This window comes from Bradyrhizobium sp. SZCCHNGR1005 (assembly GCF_032489995.1).
Lineage (GTDB): Bacteria > Pseudomonadota > Alphaproteobacteria > Rhizobiales > Xanthobacteraceae > Bradyrhizobium.
On record NZ_JAUEZC010000010.1, the window covers coordinates 80336 to 96039 of the forward strand.

The 15704-nt window shown below is 64.8% G+C and carries 16 protein-coding genes; 6 read left to right on the top strand and 10 right to left on the bottom strand.

What is annotated here, in order from left to right:
- Positions 1–37 precede the first annotated feature (37 nt).
- The 3 genes from QXZ85_RS29855 to QXZ85_RS29865 all read right to left on the bottom strand — a co-directional run bounded on the left by QXZ85_RS29855 (position 38) and on the right by QXZ85_RS29865 (position 3042).
- Positions 38–1456: a TolC family outer membrane protein gene (locus QXZ85_RS29855; protein ID WP_315706157.1), complete on the bottom strand. Its 1419-nt coding sequence runs from the start codon at positions 1454–1456 to the stop codon at positions 38–40.
- A gap of 289 nt (positions 1457–1745) precedes the next feature.
- A complete protein-coding gene (locus QXZ85_RS29860) occupies positions 1746–2525 on the bottom strand; it encodes an enoyl-CoA hydratase (protein ID WP_315768722.1) in 780 nt (259 codons plus the stop codon).
- A 112-nt stretch (positions 2526–2637) separates the two neighbouring features.
- Positions 2638–3042, bottom strand: coding sequence for a hypothetical protein (locus QXZ85_RS29865; RefSeq protein ID WP_315706155.1), 405 nt, complete (start codon positions 3040–3042; stop codon positions 2638–2640).
- Positions 3043–3325: 283 nt separating this feature from the next.
- Here QXZ85_RS29865 and QXZ85_RS29870 point away from each other — a divergent pair, with 283 nt between their 5' ends.
- Entirely contained in the window at positions 3326–3871 is a 546-nt protein-coding gene (locus QXZ85_RS29870) for a sigma-70 family RNA polymerase sigma factor (protein ID WP_316168143.1), read from the top strand.
- A 2-nt stretch (positions 3872–3873) separates the two neighbouring features.
- Positions 3874–4512: a DUF1109 domain-containing protein gene (locus QXZ85_RS29875; protein ID WP_315741478.1), complete on the top strand. Its 639-nt coding sequence runs from the start codon at positions 3874–3876 to the stop codon at positions 4510–4512.
- 8 nt (positions 4513–4520) lie between these two features.
- Here QXZ85_RS29875 and QXZ85_RS29880 read toward each other — a convergent pair whose 3' ends face one another.
- On the bottom strand, positions 4521–5636 hold the full coding sequence (locus QXZ85_RS29880; RefSeq protein WP_315706152.1) for a DUF2336 domain-containing protein: 1116 nt from the start codon (positions 5634–5636) through the stop codon (positions 4521–4523).
- Between the two features lie 485 nt (positions 5637–6121).
- On the opposite strand from QXZ85_RS29880, the gene QXZ85_RS29885 reads away from it, so the two are divergent.
- From QXZ85_RS29885 to QXZ85_RS29895, 3 genes are all read left to right on the top strand, one after another.
- Positions 6122–6691 (top strand): sigma-70 family RNA polymerase sigma factor, encoded by a 570-nt coding sequence (locus tag QXZ85_RS29885; RefSeq protein ID WP_315706151.1) that lies wholly within the window; start codon positions 6122–6124, stop codon positions 6689–6691.
- A complete protein-coding gene (locus QXZ85_RS29890; protein ID WP_315706150.1) occupies positions 6688–7434 on the top strand; it encodes a hypothetical protein in 747 nt (248 codons plus the stop codon). The genes QXZ85_RS29885 and QXZ85_RS29890 overlap by 4 nt, the downstream gene beginning before the upstream one ends.
- A gap of 548 nt (positions 7435–7982) precedes the next feature.
- A complete protein-coding gene (locus QXZ85_RS29895) occupies positions 7983–8510 on the top strand; it encodes a TIGR03809 family protein (RefSeq protein WP_316175410.1) in 528 nt (175 codons plus the stop codon).
- A 5-nt stretch (positions 8511–8515) separates the two neighbouring features.
- Here the strand turns inward: QXZ85_RS29895 and QXZ85_RS29900 are convergent, their stop codons facing one another.
- Complete coding sequence (locus tag QXZ85_RS29900; protein ID WP_316168142.1) at positions 8516–9889, bottom strand: TIGR03808 family TAT-translocated repetitive protein; 1374 nt, start codon at positions 9887–9889, stop codon at positions 8516–8518.
- Positions 9890–10143: 254 nt separating this feature from the next.
- On the opposite strand from QXZ85_RS29900, the gene QXZ85_RS29905 reads away from it, so the two are divergent.
- Entirely contained in the window at positions 10144–10431 is a 288-nt protein-coding gene (locus QXZ85_RS29905) for a GlsB/YeaQ/YmgE family stress response membrane protein (protein ID WP_315706348.1), read from the top strand.
- An 18-nt stretch (positions 10432–10449) separates the two neighbouring features.
- Here the strand turns inward: QXZ85_RS29905 and QXZ85_RS29910 are convergent, their stop codons facing one another.
- The 5 genes from QXZ85_RS29910 to QXZ85_RS29930 all read right to left on the bottom strand — a co-directional run bounded on the left by QXZ85_RS29910 (position 10450) and on the right by QXZ85_RS29930 (position 15702).
- Positions 10450–11148, bottom strand: coding sequence for a pyroglutamyl-peptidase I (locus tag QXZ85_RS29910; RefSeq protein WP_315762149.1), 699 nt, complete (start codon positions 11146–11148; stop codon positions 10450–10452).
- A complete protein-coding gene (meaB, locus tag QXZ85_RS29915; RefSeq protein WP_315706146.1) occupies positions 11145–12140 on the bottom strand; it encodes a methylmalonyl Co-A mutase-associated GTPase MeaB in 996 nt (331 codons plus the stop codon). Before meaB ends, QXZ85_RS29910 begins: the two co-directional genes overlap by 4 nt.
- Positions 12141–12171: 31 nt before the next feature.
- Complete coding sequence (locus QXZ85_RS29920; protein WP_315762147.1) at positions 12172–12948, bottom strand: DUF3298 and DUF4163 domain-containing protein; 777 nt, start codon at positions 12946–12948, stop codon at positions 12172–12174.
- A 114-nt stretch (positions 12949–13062) separates the two neighbouring features.
- Positions 13063–15219: a methylmalonyl-CoA mutase gene (gene scpA, locus QXZ85_RS29925; RefSeq protein WP_315706144.1), complete on the bottom strand. Its 2157-nt coding sequence runs from the start codon at positions 15217–15219 to the stop codon at positions 13063–13065.
- An 18-nt stretch (positions 15220–15237) separates the two neighbouring features.
- Positions 15238–15702, bottom strand: coding sequence for a GFA family protein (locus QXZ85_RS29930; RefSeq protein ID WP_315762142.1), 465 nt, complete (start codon positions 15700–15702; stop codon positions 15238–15240).
- Positions 15703–15704: the final 2 nt, after the last annotated feature.

Genomic DNA, 15704 nt, shown 5'->3' on the forward strand with positions numbered 1-15704 from the left:
AAGCGCCAATGACGGGACGGCGCTCGACGCGCCCTCGTCACTGCCCCGACGGCGTGCGCAAGCCGTGCCAGGCGTCGCGCACCTGGTGGTAGTGCACCTCGGGCAGATAGTCCGGCGTATTGAGGTTGAGGTTCTTGACGTCGAGCCGGCCGACCGCGCTGAGCAGCGTGTAGGAGGCGATCACGCGATCGCGCTGGGCGCCGATCAGCCGCGCCTTGGCCTGGATCAGGTCGGCCTGCGAGTTCAGGACATCGACCGTGGTGCGTTGCCCGCCTTGTGCCTCGCGGGAGACGCCTTGCAGCGCTACAGTGGCGGCACGCACTTCGGCTTCCGAGGCACTGACCGCGATCTTGGCGCCCTCATTGGCAACCCAGGCGCTGACCGCGGCGGTGCGCGCCTGGTTGCGGACCTGATCCAGCACGAGCCGGCTTTGCGCCGCGACCTCCTTGGCCTGCCGGGTCTGCGATGCGGCCATGCCGCCGTCATAGATCGGCGCGTTGATGTTGGCGACGATCGAGGCCTGGTCGGTGCCGCGGGTGCCGAGCGTCGGATCGTTATCGCGGCTCTTGCTCGCGCTGCCCTGCAAGGTGACGGTCGGCAGCAGGCTGCTCTCGGCGACCCGGATCGAGGTGGAGGCCACATCGACATCGAATCCCGCCGCGGTGACGGCCGGGTTTTCCTTGATCGCGAGTGCGATCGAATCTTCGCGGCTGCGCGGCAGCAAGCGGTCGATCGGATCGGCGGTCTTCAATGCCCCGGGCGGCATGCCGATCACCTGCGCATAGGTGGCTTGGCTGACCGCAAGATTGACCTCGGCGCTGTTGAGATCGGCCAGCCCACGCTGCAGCCGCGCTTCAGCCTGCGAGGCGTCGGTCGGCGTGACATCGCCGGCATTGAGTCGCCGCTGCGTGACCGCCAGCGTCTCGCGCAGGAAGGCGACGTTGGAGCGCTGCGCTTCGACCAGCGACTGATTCGCGAGCACGTTGGTGTAGGCGGTCACGGCATCGAGCAGCACGCCCTGGCCGGCATTGCGCAGCGACTCCCGCCCGGATTGCACCTGCAGCTCTGCGACGCGGACGCTGTTGGCCGTCTTGAAGCCGTTGAAGAGTGTCTGCGTCACGGTGACGCCGATCACCCACGGCTTCAAGTTCTCGGATTGGATGGTGTTGGTCGGCAGAAGGTCGCGCACGGCCTGAAGGCCGGCGCTCAGCGTCCCGACGATCTGGGGTCGATAGCCGGACAGCGCTTGCGGTACATTCTCGTCGGTGGCGCGCTGACGCGCCCGCTCAGCATTGAGCTGCGGACTGGTCTGATAGGCCTTGGTCAGCGCCGTGGCGAGATCTTCCGCGCGCGCCGGCACGGTCAGACCGGCAAGGCACACGATCAGCGCGAGAGACAAGCCTGTGCAAGGTACATGTCTCCGGCCGCCGCCAAGTTCTTTGGCTCGCCTCACCATCCCGACTCCGCCGCATCCCGTTTATTGTTCCAATCCTGTTTACATGTTTATGCCGCAGCATCGCCACAGGCAAAGCGTCGCTGTGAAAAACCCCAGATATTTCCGGGATTTGTTGTTGCTGCGACGCCACAGACTCATTGTCGCAGCGCTGCGGCATAGCGGCGCGATTTACGAGGTGTGCGAGTAGGGTGCGATCAACCTGGGGGCGACAGCCTCGCCAGCAAGCTCGCAAAGAAGCTCGCCAAGAAAACCGATTGCGACACAGATCGCGGATTCGCGGCGGGCAGGGCTATTTGTTCTTGTTCACCGGCTTGCGCTTCTCGATGAAGGCGGCCATGCCCTCGGCGCGGTCTTCCAGGGCAAAGGTCGCGTGGAAGAGGTTGCGCTCCACGCTCAATCCTTCCGCCAGCGTGGTCTCGAGCGCGCGGTTGACGGCTTCCTTGGCCATTGCGGCGGTCGGGCGGGACATCGATGCGACCTTTTCCGCTGCCGCCATGACCTCATCCATGAGCTTGTCGGCCGGGACCACGCGACTCACCAGGCCGCTCCGTTCCGCCTCCTGGGCATCCATCATGCGCCCGGTCAGGCACAGATCCATGGCCTTGGCTTTGCCGATCGTGCGGGTCAGGCGCTGGGTGCCGCCAATGCCCGGGATCGTGCCCAAGGTGATTTCCGGCTGGCCGAACTTGGCCGTGTCGGCGGCGATGATGATGTCGCACATCATCGCGAGTTCGCAGCCGCCGCCCAGCGCGTAGCCCGCCACGGCCGCGATCGTCGGCTTGCGGCACTTCGCGACCCGATCGCCGCCGATCGCGGTGAAGTCGCTGGAGAACATGTCAATGAAGCTTTTCGGCTGCATCTCCTTGATGTCGGCGCCGGCCGCGAACGCCTTGTCGCTGCCGGTGATGACGATGCATCCGATCGCGTCGTCGGCCTCGAGGTCGTCGACGGCCGCGGCAATTTCCCGAAACACGCCGAACGACAGCGCATTGAGCATTTTCGGACGGTTGAGGGTGATGATCCCGACCGCACCCTTGCTCTCGACGATGATGTGCTCGAACACGCTCATGCTCCCACCCCCGCAAATCGTTCAGCGGACAATTTGCCCGCTGCCGGCATGCGCATCAAGTGGAAGGTCGCTGAAAGAGCTGCGCGTCCGCCAGACAGGCGGGCGCAGGGTCTCAGAGCATGAACATGCGAGCGGCGGAGCCCAAGGTGAGCAGGGTGCCGCAGGCGATGAAGATCTTGCCGACAATGGACGCCTTGTCCCAGCCGGAGCTGTCGTCGCTACTGACCGTCGCAACGCTGGCCGGTGCATCCTCGGCCGGGGTGGACGCTGCCACGGCGGCGTTGTCAGTCGCTCCGCTGGCGTCGGCGGGCTGAGCCATGGGAGCGGCCTGCATCTCGGTCGCGGGGGTGGCAGGCGCGCTGCCGTCGGAGCTTGCCGCAGCGTTGTCCGATGTCATGGCCGGGGCGGGAATTGTGCCCCAGTCGGTGGCAAATGCAGGGGCAGAGCCGATGACGCCCAGGACGAGCGCGGCTGTAAGAATCAATGCCGAACGTGCACTACTGGCTTGGATTGTCATTTGGTCATCTCCCCATCCCGCCAGTCCCGCCGCAAGTGAGACCCCGACGCGTGTCGGGAACGGGGCGGAAAAAGGGAATTTTTCCGTCCGCGAAGGCCAAAACGGGGCACCGCACGCCGAGGCTGCCCGCGCGCCAATTCGATGCTAAGACCCGACAGGGCCATGCTGACAGGACTCTTGCCGGGATTTGCCATGAAGATATTGCCGTCACGGCTTCGTGATTTTTCCGGCAACCGGCGTAACAACCTGAAACTTGGGGCGAATAGCTCTTGTAGGTGCGCGTGTGCGCGAACGTGACGACGAATGGACCGGCTTGATGCGGCAGGCGATCGCCGGCAACGACGAGGCCTACCATCGTCTGCTGAAAGCGGTCACACCGGTGTTGCGGGCCGCGGCGCGCCGTGGCTTGGCGCGTGCCGGCCAGCCGGCCGACCAGTCCGAGGACATCGTGCAAGAGATTTTGCTGGCAGTGCATTTGAAGCGACATACCTGGGACGCCAGCGCCCCGTTCGGGCCTTGGCTGTTTGCCATCGCCCGCAACAAGCTGATCGACACGCTGCGTCGTCGCGGGCGGCGCATCTTCGTCAATGTCGATGATTTCGCCGAGATCCTGGCGGAGGAGCCGCCGGCGCCCACCGTTTCGGCCGCCGAGCTCGAGGCGCAGCTGAAGACCCTGCCGCAGCGTCAGCGCGAGGTGCTGCAGTCGATCGCGGTCGAGGCCAGCTCGATCAGGCAGACGGCTGCGAAGTTTTCGATGAGCGAGGGCGCCGTCCGGGTGGCGCTGCATCGCGCCCTGACGGGCCTCAGTGCCAAGCTACGGGAACAGTGACCATGGAGACCGATCAACTGATCCGGACCCTGGCCGCCGACAATGCGCAACGCGCGCTGCCGGTCGGCATCGTGCTTGCGCTGGCCTTGCTTGCCGCGACGCCGCTCTCCACCGCGATGTTCCTGCTTGGGCTCGGGATCCGGCCCGACATCATGGTTGCGGTGCGCAACCCGTTTTTCGACCTGAAATTCGCCGTGACCTTGGCGCTTGCGATTCCCGCAACGATCATCAGCCTGCATCTGTCCCGACCAGAGGCCTCGCTGCACGGCTGGGGCTGGCTGTTGCTGGCGCCGGTTCTCGTGCTTGCCGGCGCCATCGTGAGCGAGATGATGCTGCCGCAGCGGCTGCCGATGCTGACGCGTCTCGTCGGGCATAACTGGCTGCTCTGCATGAGCGCGGTCCCCGTGTTGTCGCTGCCGTTGTTGGCCGCCGCCTTGTTCGGCCTGCGTCGTGGCGCGCCGAGCCGCCCTGCAGTGGCAGGGGCGGTTGCGGGACTTTTGTCGGCGGGATTCGCGGCCACGCTCTACGCCGCTCACTGCACCGACGATTCCCCGCTGTTCGTGGCCACCTGGTATACGATCGCGGTCGCCTTCGTTGCCGGCCTCGGGGCGCTGATCGGCAGGAAAGTCTTGCGCTATTGAGGAGAGCCTCAGGCCGTCGGGGCCGAGGCGGAGAACTCCTGCATGCGATGAAAGCGCAGCACCTGCTGCGCGGTCGAGGGGCGCAGCCTCTCATAGGCGGCCTTGGAGACCGACAGATCGACGGGGTTGCTGCCGTTCAGCGCGTCGCGCATGTCGATGAGCAGCGCGACCGTTGACCATGGCAGTCCCGCGACCTTGCCCAGGATCATCACCCCTTCGGCACGACCCTCGACCATAATCGTTTCGGCCACATCCACCGACACATGGGCCAGCGCCGCAATCGCTGCATTGGCCTCGTCGAATTTCTTCTCCTCCGCAAACTGCTCGATGAGCGGACCATCCAGCCGGCCGTCCGCATGGAGCGAACGGACCAGGGCATGGGCGATTTCGGTCTGTTTCGTCTGGGCGACGGATGCTGAGCGGGCCCGCCTTGCGCCCGCGCGCACCGCAACGCAAATCTGGCTGACCTGATCGGGCTGCGCCGCCTCGAGCCGCTGTCGTACCGTCTCGGAGGCCTTGGTCACCAGCTTGAGATAGACGTGCCGCGGCAGGTTCGGCCGGAGCGCAAGGCAGTCCGCAAGCTCCTCGTCCTGCTCGGCCCGGTCGACAAGTTGTTCGAAGCCACCCTCGGAGAACTCTGCGCCTGGATTGGCTGCGGTGCTTCGGACGACCTCATCATTGCCGCGCAGGAGCAGCACGTCGGTCACGGCCCGGCTCAATACGCGGCGGATCGAGATCGCCAACAGATGCGCTTGGCTCTTGGTTCGGGCGGTCTCGATCAGCACGTCGTCGTCGAGCCGTTCGGATTTGGACAGCACGGGTCCTGCGACTTCAATGGCGTCGTCTTTCGCCAGCCTGTGCATGGTCTGGAATGGGGCGGTGTCGACCGCCGCCAGACGTCGCGCGAGGAGAGCCTTGGCCGAGACCTCGATATGTTCGATCAGGCATTGGAAGACGTCGTCGAACAGCACGATCTGTTCGGCGGAGAAATCCAGCGCATTGCGGACGAAGAGGTCCGTCACGCGCTGCAACGTTTCGACCCGCCGTGCGACCGTCCCATGGGTGAGCGTGCTCTCGAGTTCGTCGAGCAGGCTCCGGGTGCGGTGGACGGGCTTCAAATTCATTACTAAGAGACCTGACGCATTCTACGAGCCTCAGAGGCTCGAACTGAAATCGAAATACAAAGTCGCCTTTCAGCGGCCGGCGGCGCCATGCCGCCTCCGGGAGCGAGTGCCCTTGCGCTGGCGAGCCCATGTTCTTGTCAATCGTGGAACTCGGGCCGAAAAGCTAGGTCGTAAGCCTTTCGTTTTAGTATCCAAGGAAACCGCCGGGTATTCGTGCCCGACATGGGTCCATACCCGATACCGCAAGGCGCCCACCGATAGGATGCGCCGTCAGGCGCCGTCGTTTGGGCTGAGTTTTGGGGAGATTTCACCCGAGTGCGGTATGGCCAGCGGCCCGATGCCATCCTGCGGACGAGGGCTGCGGAAAATGCTGTAATGTGCGCTAATTCACAGAGCGGATCGGCGCTTTCCAATACCTTGAAGATTTTTGCACGGCCCATCGAACCGCGTACGGCTTACCCCCGACCAAACATGCGAGACGGCCATTGAGCGTGACCCAGGCGGAATCGGACGAAACCCTGATCGCCCGGATCGCTCGAGGCGACCGGCTCGCCATGCAGGTGCTGTATGGGCGGCACCACGTCAGGGTGTACCGTTTCGGGTTGCGACTCGTGCGGCACGAACAGATCGCTGAGGACCTGATCAGCGAGGTGTTCCTCGACGTGTGGCGTCAGGCTGGCAAGTTCGAAGGCCGATCCGCCGTCTCGACTTGGCTCCTGGCGATTACGAGATTCAAGGCCCTCTCGGCACTGCGGCGCCGCAAGGACGTCGAATTGGAAGACGAGGCTGCCAATGCGATCGAGGATACCTCCGATGATCCGGAAGTGGCGGCGCAGAAGAAGAATACCGGGGAAGCCTTGCGGAAGTGCCTGACGGCACTTTCGCCCGACCACCGGGACATCATCGATCTCGTCTACTACCACGAGAAATCCGTGGAAGAGGTGGCTGAGATCGTCGGAATCCCGGAAAACACCGTCAAGACGCGCCTGTTCTATGCGCGCAAGAAATTGGCCGAACTCTTGAAGGCGGCCGGCGTTGAGCGAGGCTGGCCATGATCGCTTTGAGCAAGAAGATGCTGGACCATGAGCCCAGTGAGATCGAACTCCTGTTGCCCTGGTATGCAGCCGGCACCCTGAATCTGCGCGACAAGCAGCGGGTGGAGGAGGCGCTGGCCCGCGATCCCGAACTCGCCGGGCAATATGCCGTCATCCAGCAGGAATATGCCGAGACCATCGGCCTCAACGAAAGCCTCGGCGCGCCTTCGGTGCGGGCCATGCAGAAATTGTTCGCTGCGATCGATGCCGACCCCACGCAAAGTGCCGTGGTATCGCGCGGCATGTTCGCGCGCGTGCTTGGCTTTTTCGACGGCCTGTCGTCGCGGACGCTGGCCTGGTCGGCGAGTCTCGGCGCGTTGCTTGTGCTGTTGCAGGCCGGCCTGATCGGCGCGCTTCTGGTGAGTGGTCAGACCGCGACCTACCAGACGGCCTCTCTGAGCACGAACGAGAGGGCGGCGGACAACCGCGCCGTAGCGCCCAGCGCGAGCCAGCCCTTGACGCGTTCCCTTGGGACGCAGCCGGCGGCTCCCGTGCATGTATTGGTGCGCTTTGCGCCGGATGCGCGCATCTCCGACATCACGGCGTTGCTCGACCGCTACCAGGCATCGATCATCGGTGGCGCCAAGGGTGGCATGTTCCAGCTGCAATTCGGTGATGGCCCGATGTCGAAGGCCGACGCTGACAATCTGATCGGTCGCCTGCGGCGAGAGAAGATCGTCGGCCTCGCGACGGCCGTGCCGTAACCGTCTGGAATAAGGCGAGGTTCGAGCGCCCGTGATCGGTACCGAACCGACCGCGCGGCGGGGAAAGCCGCTTCGCATCCTTCGGATCATGCTTTTGGCGTAGCGACCAGATTTTTCGCGAATGCTCGAATAATTCGCCGGGTCGCTTGAACGTGGGCCGGACCGGTCGCGACAAAAGAATGTGGGAGCGGTTAACCCTCCCCATAGCTGTATCTGGGCGCGAGCGCCCATCCACCCCAAGCGCCCATATAGCTAGACCCGTCCGGTTGTCCCCCCGGACGGGTCTTTCGTATCGGCTTCAGAAAGCCAGTCAGTCAGTAATATACAATTTATAGTTGTCTTGCTGCGCGCAAATGTGCGCAAAGATTGTAGTTCTGACGGCATTCTCGCCGTCGCATCGGCCAGGGAGCCGGCGCAGCTACGGTCCGGCCGACATAAATTTGGGCGTTAGCTAGACTTTATTAACCTTCTCCACAAAATATTGCCGTCACGTCGTGTTGATTCGTGCCGAGTAAGTTGCGTCCGTCCTCTCTCCTTGCGGGCTCCTTATGACACATCGACTGAACGTGGCGTGCAGCCGCGAGCTGTCTGAGCGCTGGTGTGCGCTCGCCCAGCGGCGTCTGGATCATCTCACCGAGCTGTTCGAGAGCGGCCGCTGGCGCCGCTATCACACCGAGCGATCCCTTCTCGAAAACATCCGGGAAGCGAAAGCGGCGGTGAAGACGTGGCGGGCGCTGGCGCTGGGCGAGAGCGTGGGCCGGGAGACCGGCTCTGCCCAAATGGATGTCGAGACCGTACCGGCGCCACGGCCGCGCTTTCGGCCTCCTGTCGATCGCCGCAAGCCGGTTCTCCAGCCCATCGAAGTCCCGCCGACGATCGAGACCGTTTTGGCGGAATCCGATATCGTGGTCCCGGAGAAGATGGTCGCGCCTGAGCCGGTGCCGAGCACGCCGCGGATCGATATGGCCGCGCTTGAGGAAGCTTTGAGCGTTGGGATGAAGGCCGATGTCGGGCCGCCGCTGCTCGATCTCGACGAGATCGAGCGCCGCTATCCGGCGCTGCGCCACGCGCTCTGAGACGACTATCGCACGACGGCGTTGCCGGTGACGACAAGCTGTGCATGGGCCTTTGTGCCATCCTGACAGAGGTCGTCCGTGACCGGCTTGAGGTGATCGAGCCCGAGCACCGCGCCGCGCGGCGCACCTGAGATCATGTTGTTGCTGATGAGAGCACTGCCGGCGCCGGAAACCACCGACACACCGACGCCAGCCAGCGCATTGCGGATGACGTTGCCGGAGATCACGACGTCGCGCAGATATTGGCCCCAGCCGGCGACGATGCCGAACGACGGCGCGTTCTCGATCACATTGCCGGTGACGGACGTATCAGCCTCGACATAGATGCCGATGCCCGCATCGTCATCGGGGGCGGTCCCGATCGGCCGCTTCGGAAGCAGGTTGCGGATGATGTTGCCCTGGACCACCGCGAGGCGGCCGCCTTCGTTGAAATTGCAGACGGAGACGCCGAACGCGGCGCCGTCCACCGTATTGCCGCTGATGACGGCGCCCTCGAACGCGAATTCGGAATAGAGCGCGACTTCGCGCACGTCGGAGACACTGTTGCCTGTGATCTGAATGTTCGACGCCGAATTGCCGCGCACGGCGGAGTAATCGCAGTTCCTGATGCGGTTGCCGCGCACGATCACATTGCCGGCGCGGAACGCGTTGATGGCATTGCCGTATTGGCCGGAGCCGCCGGGGCCAGCCTTGATGTTCTCGATGCGGTTGTCGAGCACCAGCGAGCCGTCGTCGCCAATGGCGGTCCGCAGGATTTCGATGCCGTTGTCGCTCGTATCTGTAATCGTGTTGCGCGAGACGATCAGTCCATTCGCATCGAAGGAGACGATCGCCGTAGCCGCGATATGGGTGATGATGTTGCCGATGACGTCGCCGGAAACCTGCTCGAACCAGATGCCGCTGCCGCCTGCGTTGGCGATCTCGCAATCGATGATGCGGACATCGCGTCCACCGAGGCCATGCACCAGGCCGCGCCGCGCGGGAAGCGGGATGTTGCCGCCATCGAGCGTGAGCCCGGTCAGGCCGATGCCGTCGGCGCCTTCGCCCGATAGCAGGGAGGGGCCGCCGCCGGCGAAGAGCAGTTTCGTCGCGCCCCTGACGCCGATGAGCTGGCTGCCGCTCGGAAGGTGCAACAGGGAGGTGCGGTAGTTGCCCGGCGGCAGCGCCAGCGGCACTTGCGCACGCGCAGCCTCGTCGATCGCGCGCTGCAGCACACGGGTCTGGTCGTCAGGACTATTGGGCCGCACGCCAAATTGCGTGGCATCGCGGCCGAGCGTCGACGTCAGCGGGGCGGAACGTGCGGCATCGGCCGGCAGGGTTAGAGCACCGGCGGTACCGGCAACGGAGGCGCCCAGAATAGCACGGCGATTGACGTCCATGACCAGCATCTCGCGCGAAAGTGGCGTGCTGCCACCACTTAAGCCGAAACGCTGAACCTGGGCGGTAATGGCTGAGGAAGGTGGAGGTGTTTGTTGCCCGTAGGGTTAAATCTTTACTGGAGGCCACAGCTGCAAGGTCGTCACCTCGACAAGCAACAGGCGGGCGACAATTTGCCGATATGCCGCCATCGTGCGGGAACCAATAACAGGCGCCGAACTTGGTCCAGAAGAATCGCTCGGCGAGGAGAAGGGTTATGCATCTGTCCAGTCAAAGTCTGCTGGTTATTCTTTTTGTCGGCATCATCGCGGGGTGGCTCGCGGGTCGTGTCATGGAAGGCGGCGGTTTCGGCCTGATCGGCGACTTGCTCGTTGGACTCGTCGGCGCATTCATCGGCGACTGGCTGCTGCCGAAACTCGGAATTCATCTCGGTGTCGGCCTTGTCGCCGCGATCCTCAACGCCTTCATCGGCGCGGTGGTGCTGCTGCTGATCCTCCGTTTGATCAATGGTGGATTTGGTTATCGCCGCCGCGGCGCGTGGTAACCGGTCACGGCCATCGTCTCAGCTTGAACCACGGCCATCGATTGCAAAAGAAGCCAGCCCGCGAATGCGCGTGCTGGCGTCCTGCCTCGTCAGCTTCACCAGCTCCATCAGCATGGCTTCGCCGGCGTCGACCAGGTGTTCCACGCTGATGGCGCGATAGCCTTTGCGCAGCATGGCGCCGTCACGGGGTGGCAGCGGGATATGGACGAAGGCGGCAAGCGCCGGCCCATCCGCGGTCCTCGTCGCCTCGATCGCCCGCCAGCTCAAGTAGTTGCAGAGATAGCTGCCGGCGTCGCGCGATGGCCTTGCATCGATGCCGGCCATGCGCGCGGCGCGCAGCAGTTTGGCCGTATGCGGGCCGAACAGCATGGGCGCTGCGCCAGGCACGATCGAGCCTTGGCGCGCGACGTCGCGGTCGGCGTCGGGAAAGGTCGTCGTGATTGCGTTGCGGGCGCGGGTCTCGATCCGGACGTGCGCCGTGCGGCTGGCAAGCCCGAACATCAGCATCGCGTCGGGGCGCCGCTGCGCGATCAGCTCGGGCAGCTTGCGATCGACGGTGCGGTAGGTCACATGGAAGATGTGGCTGGTCAGCTCGACATCGTCCAACGCGGGGCGGCGCAGGGCCGCGAGCCGCTTGACCAGCGGCATGGTCGGATTGAAGGGGGCGCCCGGGAACGGGCCGAAGCCGGTGATGAGGATGCGAAGCCGCTTGCTCATTGGAGCATCTCCGCGAGCTTTTCGGCGGCGACCGCGGGTGCAATGTGGCCTTCCGCCACCTCGGTCTCCAGCTTCCTCACCTTGGCGCGAACAGCGGCATCGCTGCGCAGCCGCGCCATGATGCGGCTTTCCAGCATCGACCACATCCACTTCACCTGCTGCTCGCGGCGGCGTTGCGCGAATTCGCCTGACGCGGTCATCGCCTTGCGGTGATCCAGGACCTTTTGCCAGAGCTCGGCGATCCCAGCGCCGGTCAGCGCCGAATAGGTCGTCACCGGCGGGTGCCAGTGTTCGGAGCGCGGGCTGAGCAGATGCAGCGCGCCGCGATAATCGGCTGCGGTGATATTGGCGCGCTTGAGATTGTCGCCGTCGGCCTTGTTGATCGCGATCATGTCGGCGAGTTCCACCAGGCCCTTTTTGATGCCCTGCAGTTCGTCGCCGCCCCCCGGCAGCATCAGGGCCAGGAAAAAATCGGTCATGTCGCAGACCGCGGTTTCGGATTGCCCGATGCCGACGGTCTCGACCAGGATCACGTCGAAACCGGCGGCCTCGCAGAGCAGCATGGCCTCGCGCGTTTTGGCGGCGACGCCCCCGAGCGTGCCGGAGGAGGGCGAAGGGCGGATGAAGGCGTGCTCGGCGTGCGACAGCCGTGCCATCCGCGTCTTGTCGCCGAGGATGGAGCCGCCGGTGCGCGCTGAAGACGGATCGACCGCGAGCACCGCAACCTTGTGGCCCTGTTCGATCAGATACATGCCGAGCGCGTCGATGGTGGTGGACTTGCCGACCCCTGGCGAGCCGGTGATGCCGACCCGGATCGCGCGCCCCGTCTGCGGCAGCACCGCCTGGACCAGCTCGCGCGCCGCGGCCTGGTGGTCGGCACGGCGGCTCTCGACCAGGGTGATGGCGCGGGCGAGCGCGGCGCGATGGCCGGCGCGAAGGTCGCGGGCGAGGCCAGCAATGTCGGGAGGCTGGACAGTCGAACGTGGGGACATGCCTTCGTTATAGCCGATCGAGGCTCGCCCGCTAGTTCTCTTCCGCATCCCCCTTCGGCCGGCTGCCGCCGAAGATCGCCTGGCCCTCCGCACTGAGATAAGGCTTCAACGTCTCCCACGGAACGAAGGCGACATAGTCCCCCTCGGCATAGGGGCCGACCGCGTAAGGCGGATAGTGGAAGGTGAGTCCTGAACTCTTGCCCGCTTCGGTCGACGGCGCCAGCGTCACGGCGCCGATCTTGAGCAATTTCGGTTCGAGCCCCTTGAACCATTCGTCGGTCGCGGTCTCGGCGGCATCGCGCTTCTTCTTCTCGGCCGTCAACGAGACGATGATCGCTTTCAGCATCGCCTTCATGGTCGGGCCGTTATCGGCGGTCTCCGTGAAGAAGGGGCGGATCGAGATGCGCTTGTTCTCCGCCCTGTCCCACAGGATGGTATCGATCGTCCTGTTGGGATGCGCGCCGTGGGTGTCCATGTAGTCGCCTCGGACCACGCTGACATAGCGATCGGCCACGATCGAGCGCACCGAATAATCGCGCCCAAAGGAGTAGGGGCCGTCGCGGAACAGCTCCTTGTCCTCTTTGAACTCCTTGGCGGCATCCGCAGCCTGTTTGTCGATCCACTTCCGCCCCTCGGCGAGGCAGTTCGCGGCAAGCGCCGGATCGGCCTTGATCTGTGCGTCGAGCGTGACGGTGGCCTCGACGGCCTTGGTCTTGATCGACGCGTCCGGCTTGGGCTCCGCGGCAAAGCCCGGCGCGAGCGCGAGCAGCCCAAGCAGGAGGGCGAAAGAGAATCTGGAACAATGCATGGAAATACGATCCGGTTTCCTGGACATATGTGCGCCCAGTTACCTGAAAGGTTCGACCCTGCCCAGATCGAACGCGCGGCCAGGGGGAGCCGCGCGTGCAGTTGAGCCGAGCGGCTATTCCGCCGCCTCGCTGTGCCCAAGGCGGGCGTTGAGCTTGTGGATCAGCTCTTCCGCGGCTTCAGCGATCACCGTGCCCGGCGGGAAGATCGCCTCGGCGCCAGCCTTGTAGAGCGCATCGTAGTCCTGCGGCGGCACCACGCCACCGACGATGATCATGATGTCCTCGCGTCCCTGTTTCTTCAGCGCGGCCTTCAATTCCGGCACCGCGGTGAGATGGGCTGCGGCGAGCGACGACACGCCGAGAATATGCACGTCGTTCTCGACCGCCTGGCGCGCCGCTTCGTCGGCGGTGGCGAACAGGGGCCCGATATCGACGTCGAAGCCGAGATCGGCGAACGCCGAGGCGATCACCTTCTGGCCGCGGTCGTGGCCATCCTGACCGATCTTGGCGACCAGGATGCGCGGCCGGCGCCCCTCCGCCTCTTCGAAGGCCTCGATCAGCGCCTGCAGCTTCTCGACCTGCTTCGACATGCCTGCAGTCTCCCGCTTGTAGACGCCGGTGATGGACTTGATCTCGGCACGGTGACGGCCGAACACTTTTTCCAGCGCGCCGGAGATCTCGCCGACGGTCGCCTTGGCGCGTGCGGCATCGATTGCGAGCGCCAGGAGGTTGCCATTGCCTTCGCCGGCCGAGCGGGTCAGCGCGGCCAAGGCGGCATCGACCTCGGCCTGCTTGCGCTCGGATCGCAGCCGCGCGAGCTTGTCGATCTGCAGCCGCCGCACGGTCGAATTGTCGACCTTGAGCACATCGAGCGGCGGCTCGTCGGTCGGCTTGTACTTGTTGACGCCGATCACCGACTGGCGCCCGGTGTCGATGCGCGCCTGGGTCTTGGCGGAAGCTTCCTCGATGCGCAGCTTGGGAACGCCAGCTTCGATCGCCTTGGCCATGCCGCCGAGCTCCTCGACCTCCTGGATGTGGCTCCAGGCCTTGGCGGCGAGATCATGAGTCAGCCGCTCGACATAGAACGAGCCGCCCCAGGGATCGATGATCCGCGTGGTCCCGCTCTCCTGCTGCAGGAACAGCTGCGTGTTGCGGGCGATGCGGGCGGAGAAGTCGGTCGGCAGCGCCAACGCCTCGTCCAGCGCATTGGTGTGCAGCGACTGGGTGTGGCCTTGCGTCGCCGCCATCGCCTCGATCGCGGTGCGTGCGACGTTGTTGTAGACGTCCTGCGCAGTCAGCGACCAGCCCGAGGTCTGGCTGTGCGTGCGCAGCGACAGCGAGCGCGGGTCCCTGGGGTTGAACGGCTTCAAGAGCTTCGCCCACAACAGGCGGGCGGCGCGGAGCTTGGCGACCTCCATGAAGAAGTTCATGCCGATCGCCCAGAAGAACGACAGCCGCGGTGCGAAGCGGTCGACGTCGAGGCCGGCGGCGATGCCGGCGCGCAAGTATTCGACGCCGTCGGCCAGCGTATAGGCGAGCTCGAGATCCTGCGTCGCGCCGGCCTCCTGCATGTGATAGCCGGAGATCGAGATGGAGTTGAACTTCGGCATCCGCTGCGAGGTGAAGGCGAAGATGTCGGAGATGATCCGCATCGAAGGCGACGGCGGATAGATGTAGGTGTTGCGCACCATGAACTCTTTCAGAATGTCGTTCTGAATGGTGCCCGCGAGTTTTTCCGGCGGCACGCCCTGTTCCTCGGCGGCGACGACGTAGAGCGCAAGGATCGGCAGCACCGCGCCGTTCATGGTCATCGACACGCTCATCTGGTCGAGCGGGATGCCGGAGAACAGCGTCCGCATGTCGTAGATGGAATCGATCGCAACGCCGGCCATGCCGACGTCGCCGGCGACGCGCGGGTGATCGGAATCATAGCCGCGATGGGTGGCGAGGTCGAAAGCGACAGACAGGCCCTTTTGGCCGGCCGCGAGATTGCGCCGGTAGAAGGCGTTGGAATCCTCGGCCGTCGAGAAGCCGGCATATTGCCTGACAGTCCAGGGCTGGTTGACATACATTGTCGGGTAGGGACCGCGCAGGTAGGGCGCGATGCCCGGCCAAGTCTCCAGGAAATCGATGCCGGTGAGATCCGTCTCGCCATAGGCCGGCTTCACCGGGATGCCTTCCGGTGTCAGCCAAGGCTCGGCGGAGCCTGCGGATGCGGGCACGGCCGTCGGCTCGAAGGCGATGTCGGCGAAGTTCGGAATGCGGGTCATTCCTGGCGTCCTCATCTGTCAGTCATGGTCCGGATGCTGATGGCTGACGATGGTCGCCATCTTCTCCGGTCCGTAATTCTGCATCGTGGTCTGGCTCGGCAGGTTGGCGATCGCGACCACCCAGCCGAGGCGGGATTCGGTGCCATATTGACGCGTCGGGACCACCCGGTCAGGCCGGTCGAAGCTGCCGGTCATGATCTCGATCCGCGGCCCATCAATGCGTCCGAAGCCGAGCGGCGTGCCGCAGGCGGGGCAGAAGAAGCGCTCGGCGATCGTGGATGAGCGGAACGCGGCGGGCCGACCGCGCGTCCAGGCGAAGTGCTCGCGGTCGATCTCGGCAAAAGAGGCGAACGGCGCGCCGGCGGCCTTCTGGCACATCCGGCAATGGCAGATACTGACCTTGCCTGGCGTGGTCTTGAACGCGAAGCGGACCGCGCCGCATTGGCAGCCGCCGGTCAGGAGAGGCTTGGTGTCGTCGGTCATGC

Excerpts from the sequence above, each read along its gene's own strand:
- QXZ85_RS29855 (WP_315706157.1), bottom strand. The coding sequence starts at position 1,456 with ATGGTGAGGCGAGCCAAAGAACTTGGCGGCGGCCGGAGACATGTACCT.
- QXZ85_RS29860 (WP_315768722.1), bottom strand. The coding sequence starts at position 2,525 with ATGAGCGTGTTCGAGCACATCATCGTCGAGAGCAAGGGTGCGGTCGGG.
- QXZ85_RS29865 (WP_315706155.1), bottom strand. The coding sequence starts at position 3,042 with ATGACAATCCAAGCCAGTAGTGCACGTTCGGCATTGATTCTTACAGCC.
- QXZ85_RS29875 (WP_315741478.1), top strand. The coding sequence starts at position 3,874 with ATGGAGACCGATCAACTGATCCGGACCCTGGCCGCCGACAATGCGCAA.
- QXZ85_RS29880 (WP_315706152.1), bottom strand. The coding sequence starts at position 5,636 with ATGAATTTGAAGCCCGTCCACCGCACCCGGAGCCTGCTCGACGAACTC.
- QXZ85_RS29890 (WP_315706150.1), top strand. The coding sequence starts at position 6,688 with ATGATCGCTTTGAGCAAGAAGATGCTGGACCATGAGCCCAGTGAGATC.
- QXZ85_RS29895 (WP_316175410.1), top strand. The coding sequence starts at position 7,983 with ATGACACATCGACTGAACGTGGCGTGCAGCCGCGAGCTGTCTGAGCGC.
- QXZ85_RS29900 (WP_316168142.1), bottom strand. The coding sequence starts at position 9,889 with ATGGACGTCAATCGCCGTGCTATTCTGGGCGCCTCCGTTGCCGGTACC.
- QXZ85_RS29905 (WP_315706348.1), top strand. The coding sequence starts at position 10,144 with ATGCATCTGTCCAGTCAAAGTCTGCTGGTTATTCTTTTTGTCGGCATC.
- QXZ85_RS29910 (WP_315762149.1), bottom strand. The coding sequence starts at position 11,148 with ATGAGCAAGCGGCTTCGCATCCTCATCACCGGCTTCGGCCCGTTCCCG.
- meaB (WP_315706146.1), bottom strand. The coding sequence starts at position 12,140 with ATGTCCCCACGTTCGACTGTCCAGCCTCCCGACATTGCTGGCCTCGCC.
- QXZ85_RS29920 (WP_315762147.1), bottom strand. The coding sequence starts at position 12,948 with ATGCATTGTTCCAGATTCTCTTTCGCCCTCCTGCTTGGGCTGCTCGCG.
- scpA (WP_315706144.1), bottom strand. The coding sequence starts at position 15,219 with ATGACCCGCATTCCGAACTTCGCCGACATCGCCTTCGAGCCGACGGCC.
- QXZ85_RS29930 (WP_315762142.1), bottom strand. The coding sequence starts at position 15,702 with ATGACCGACGACACCAAGCCTCTCCTGACCGGCGGCTGCCAATGCGGC.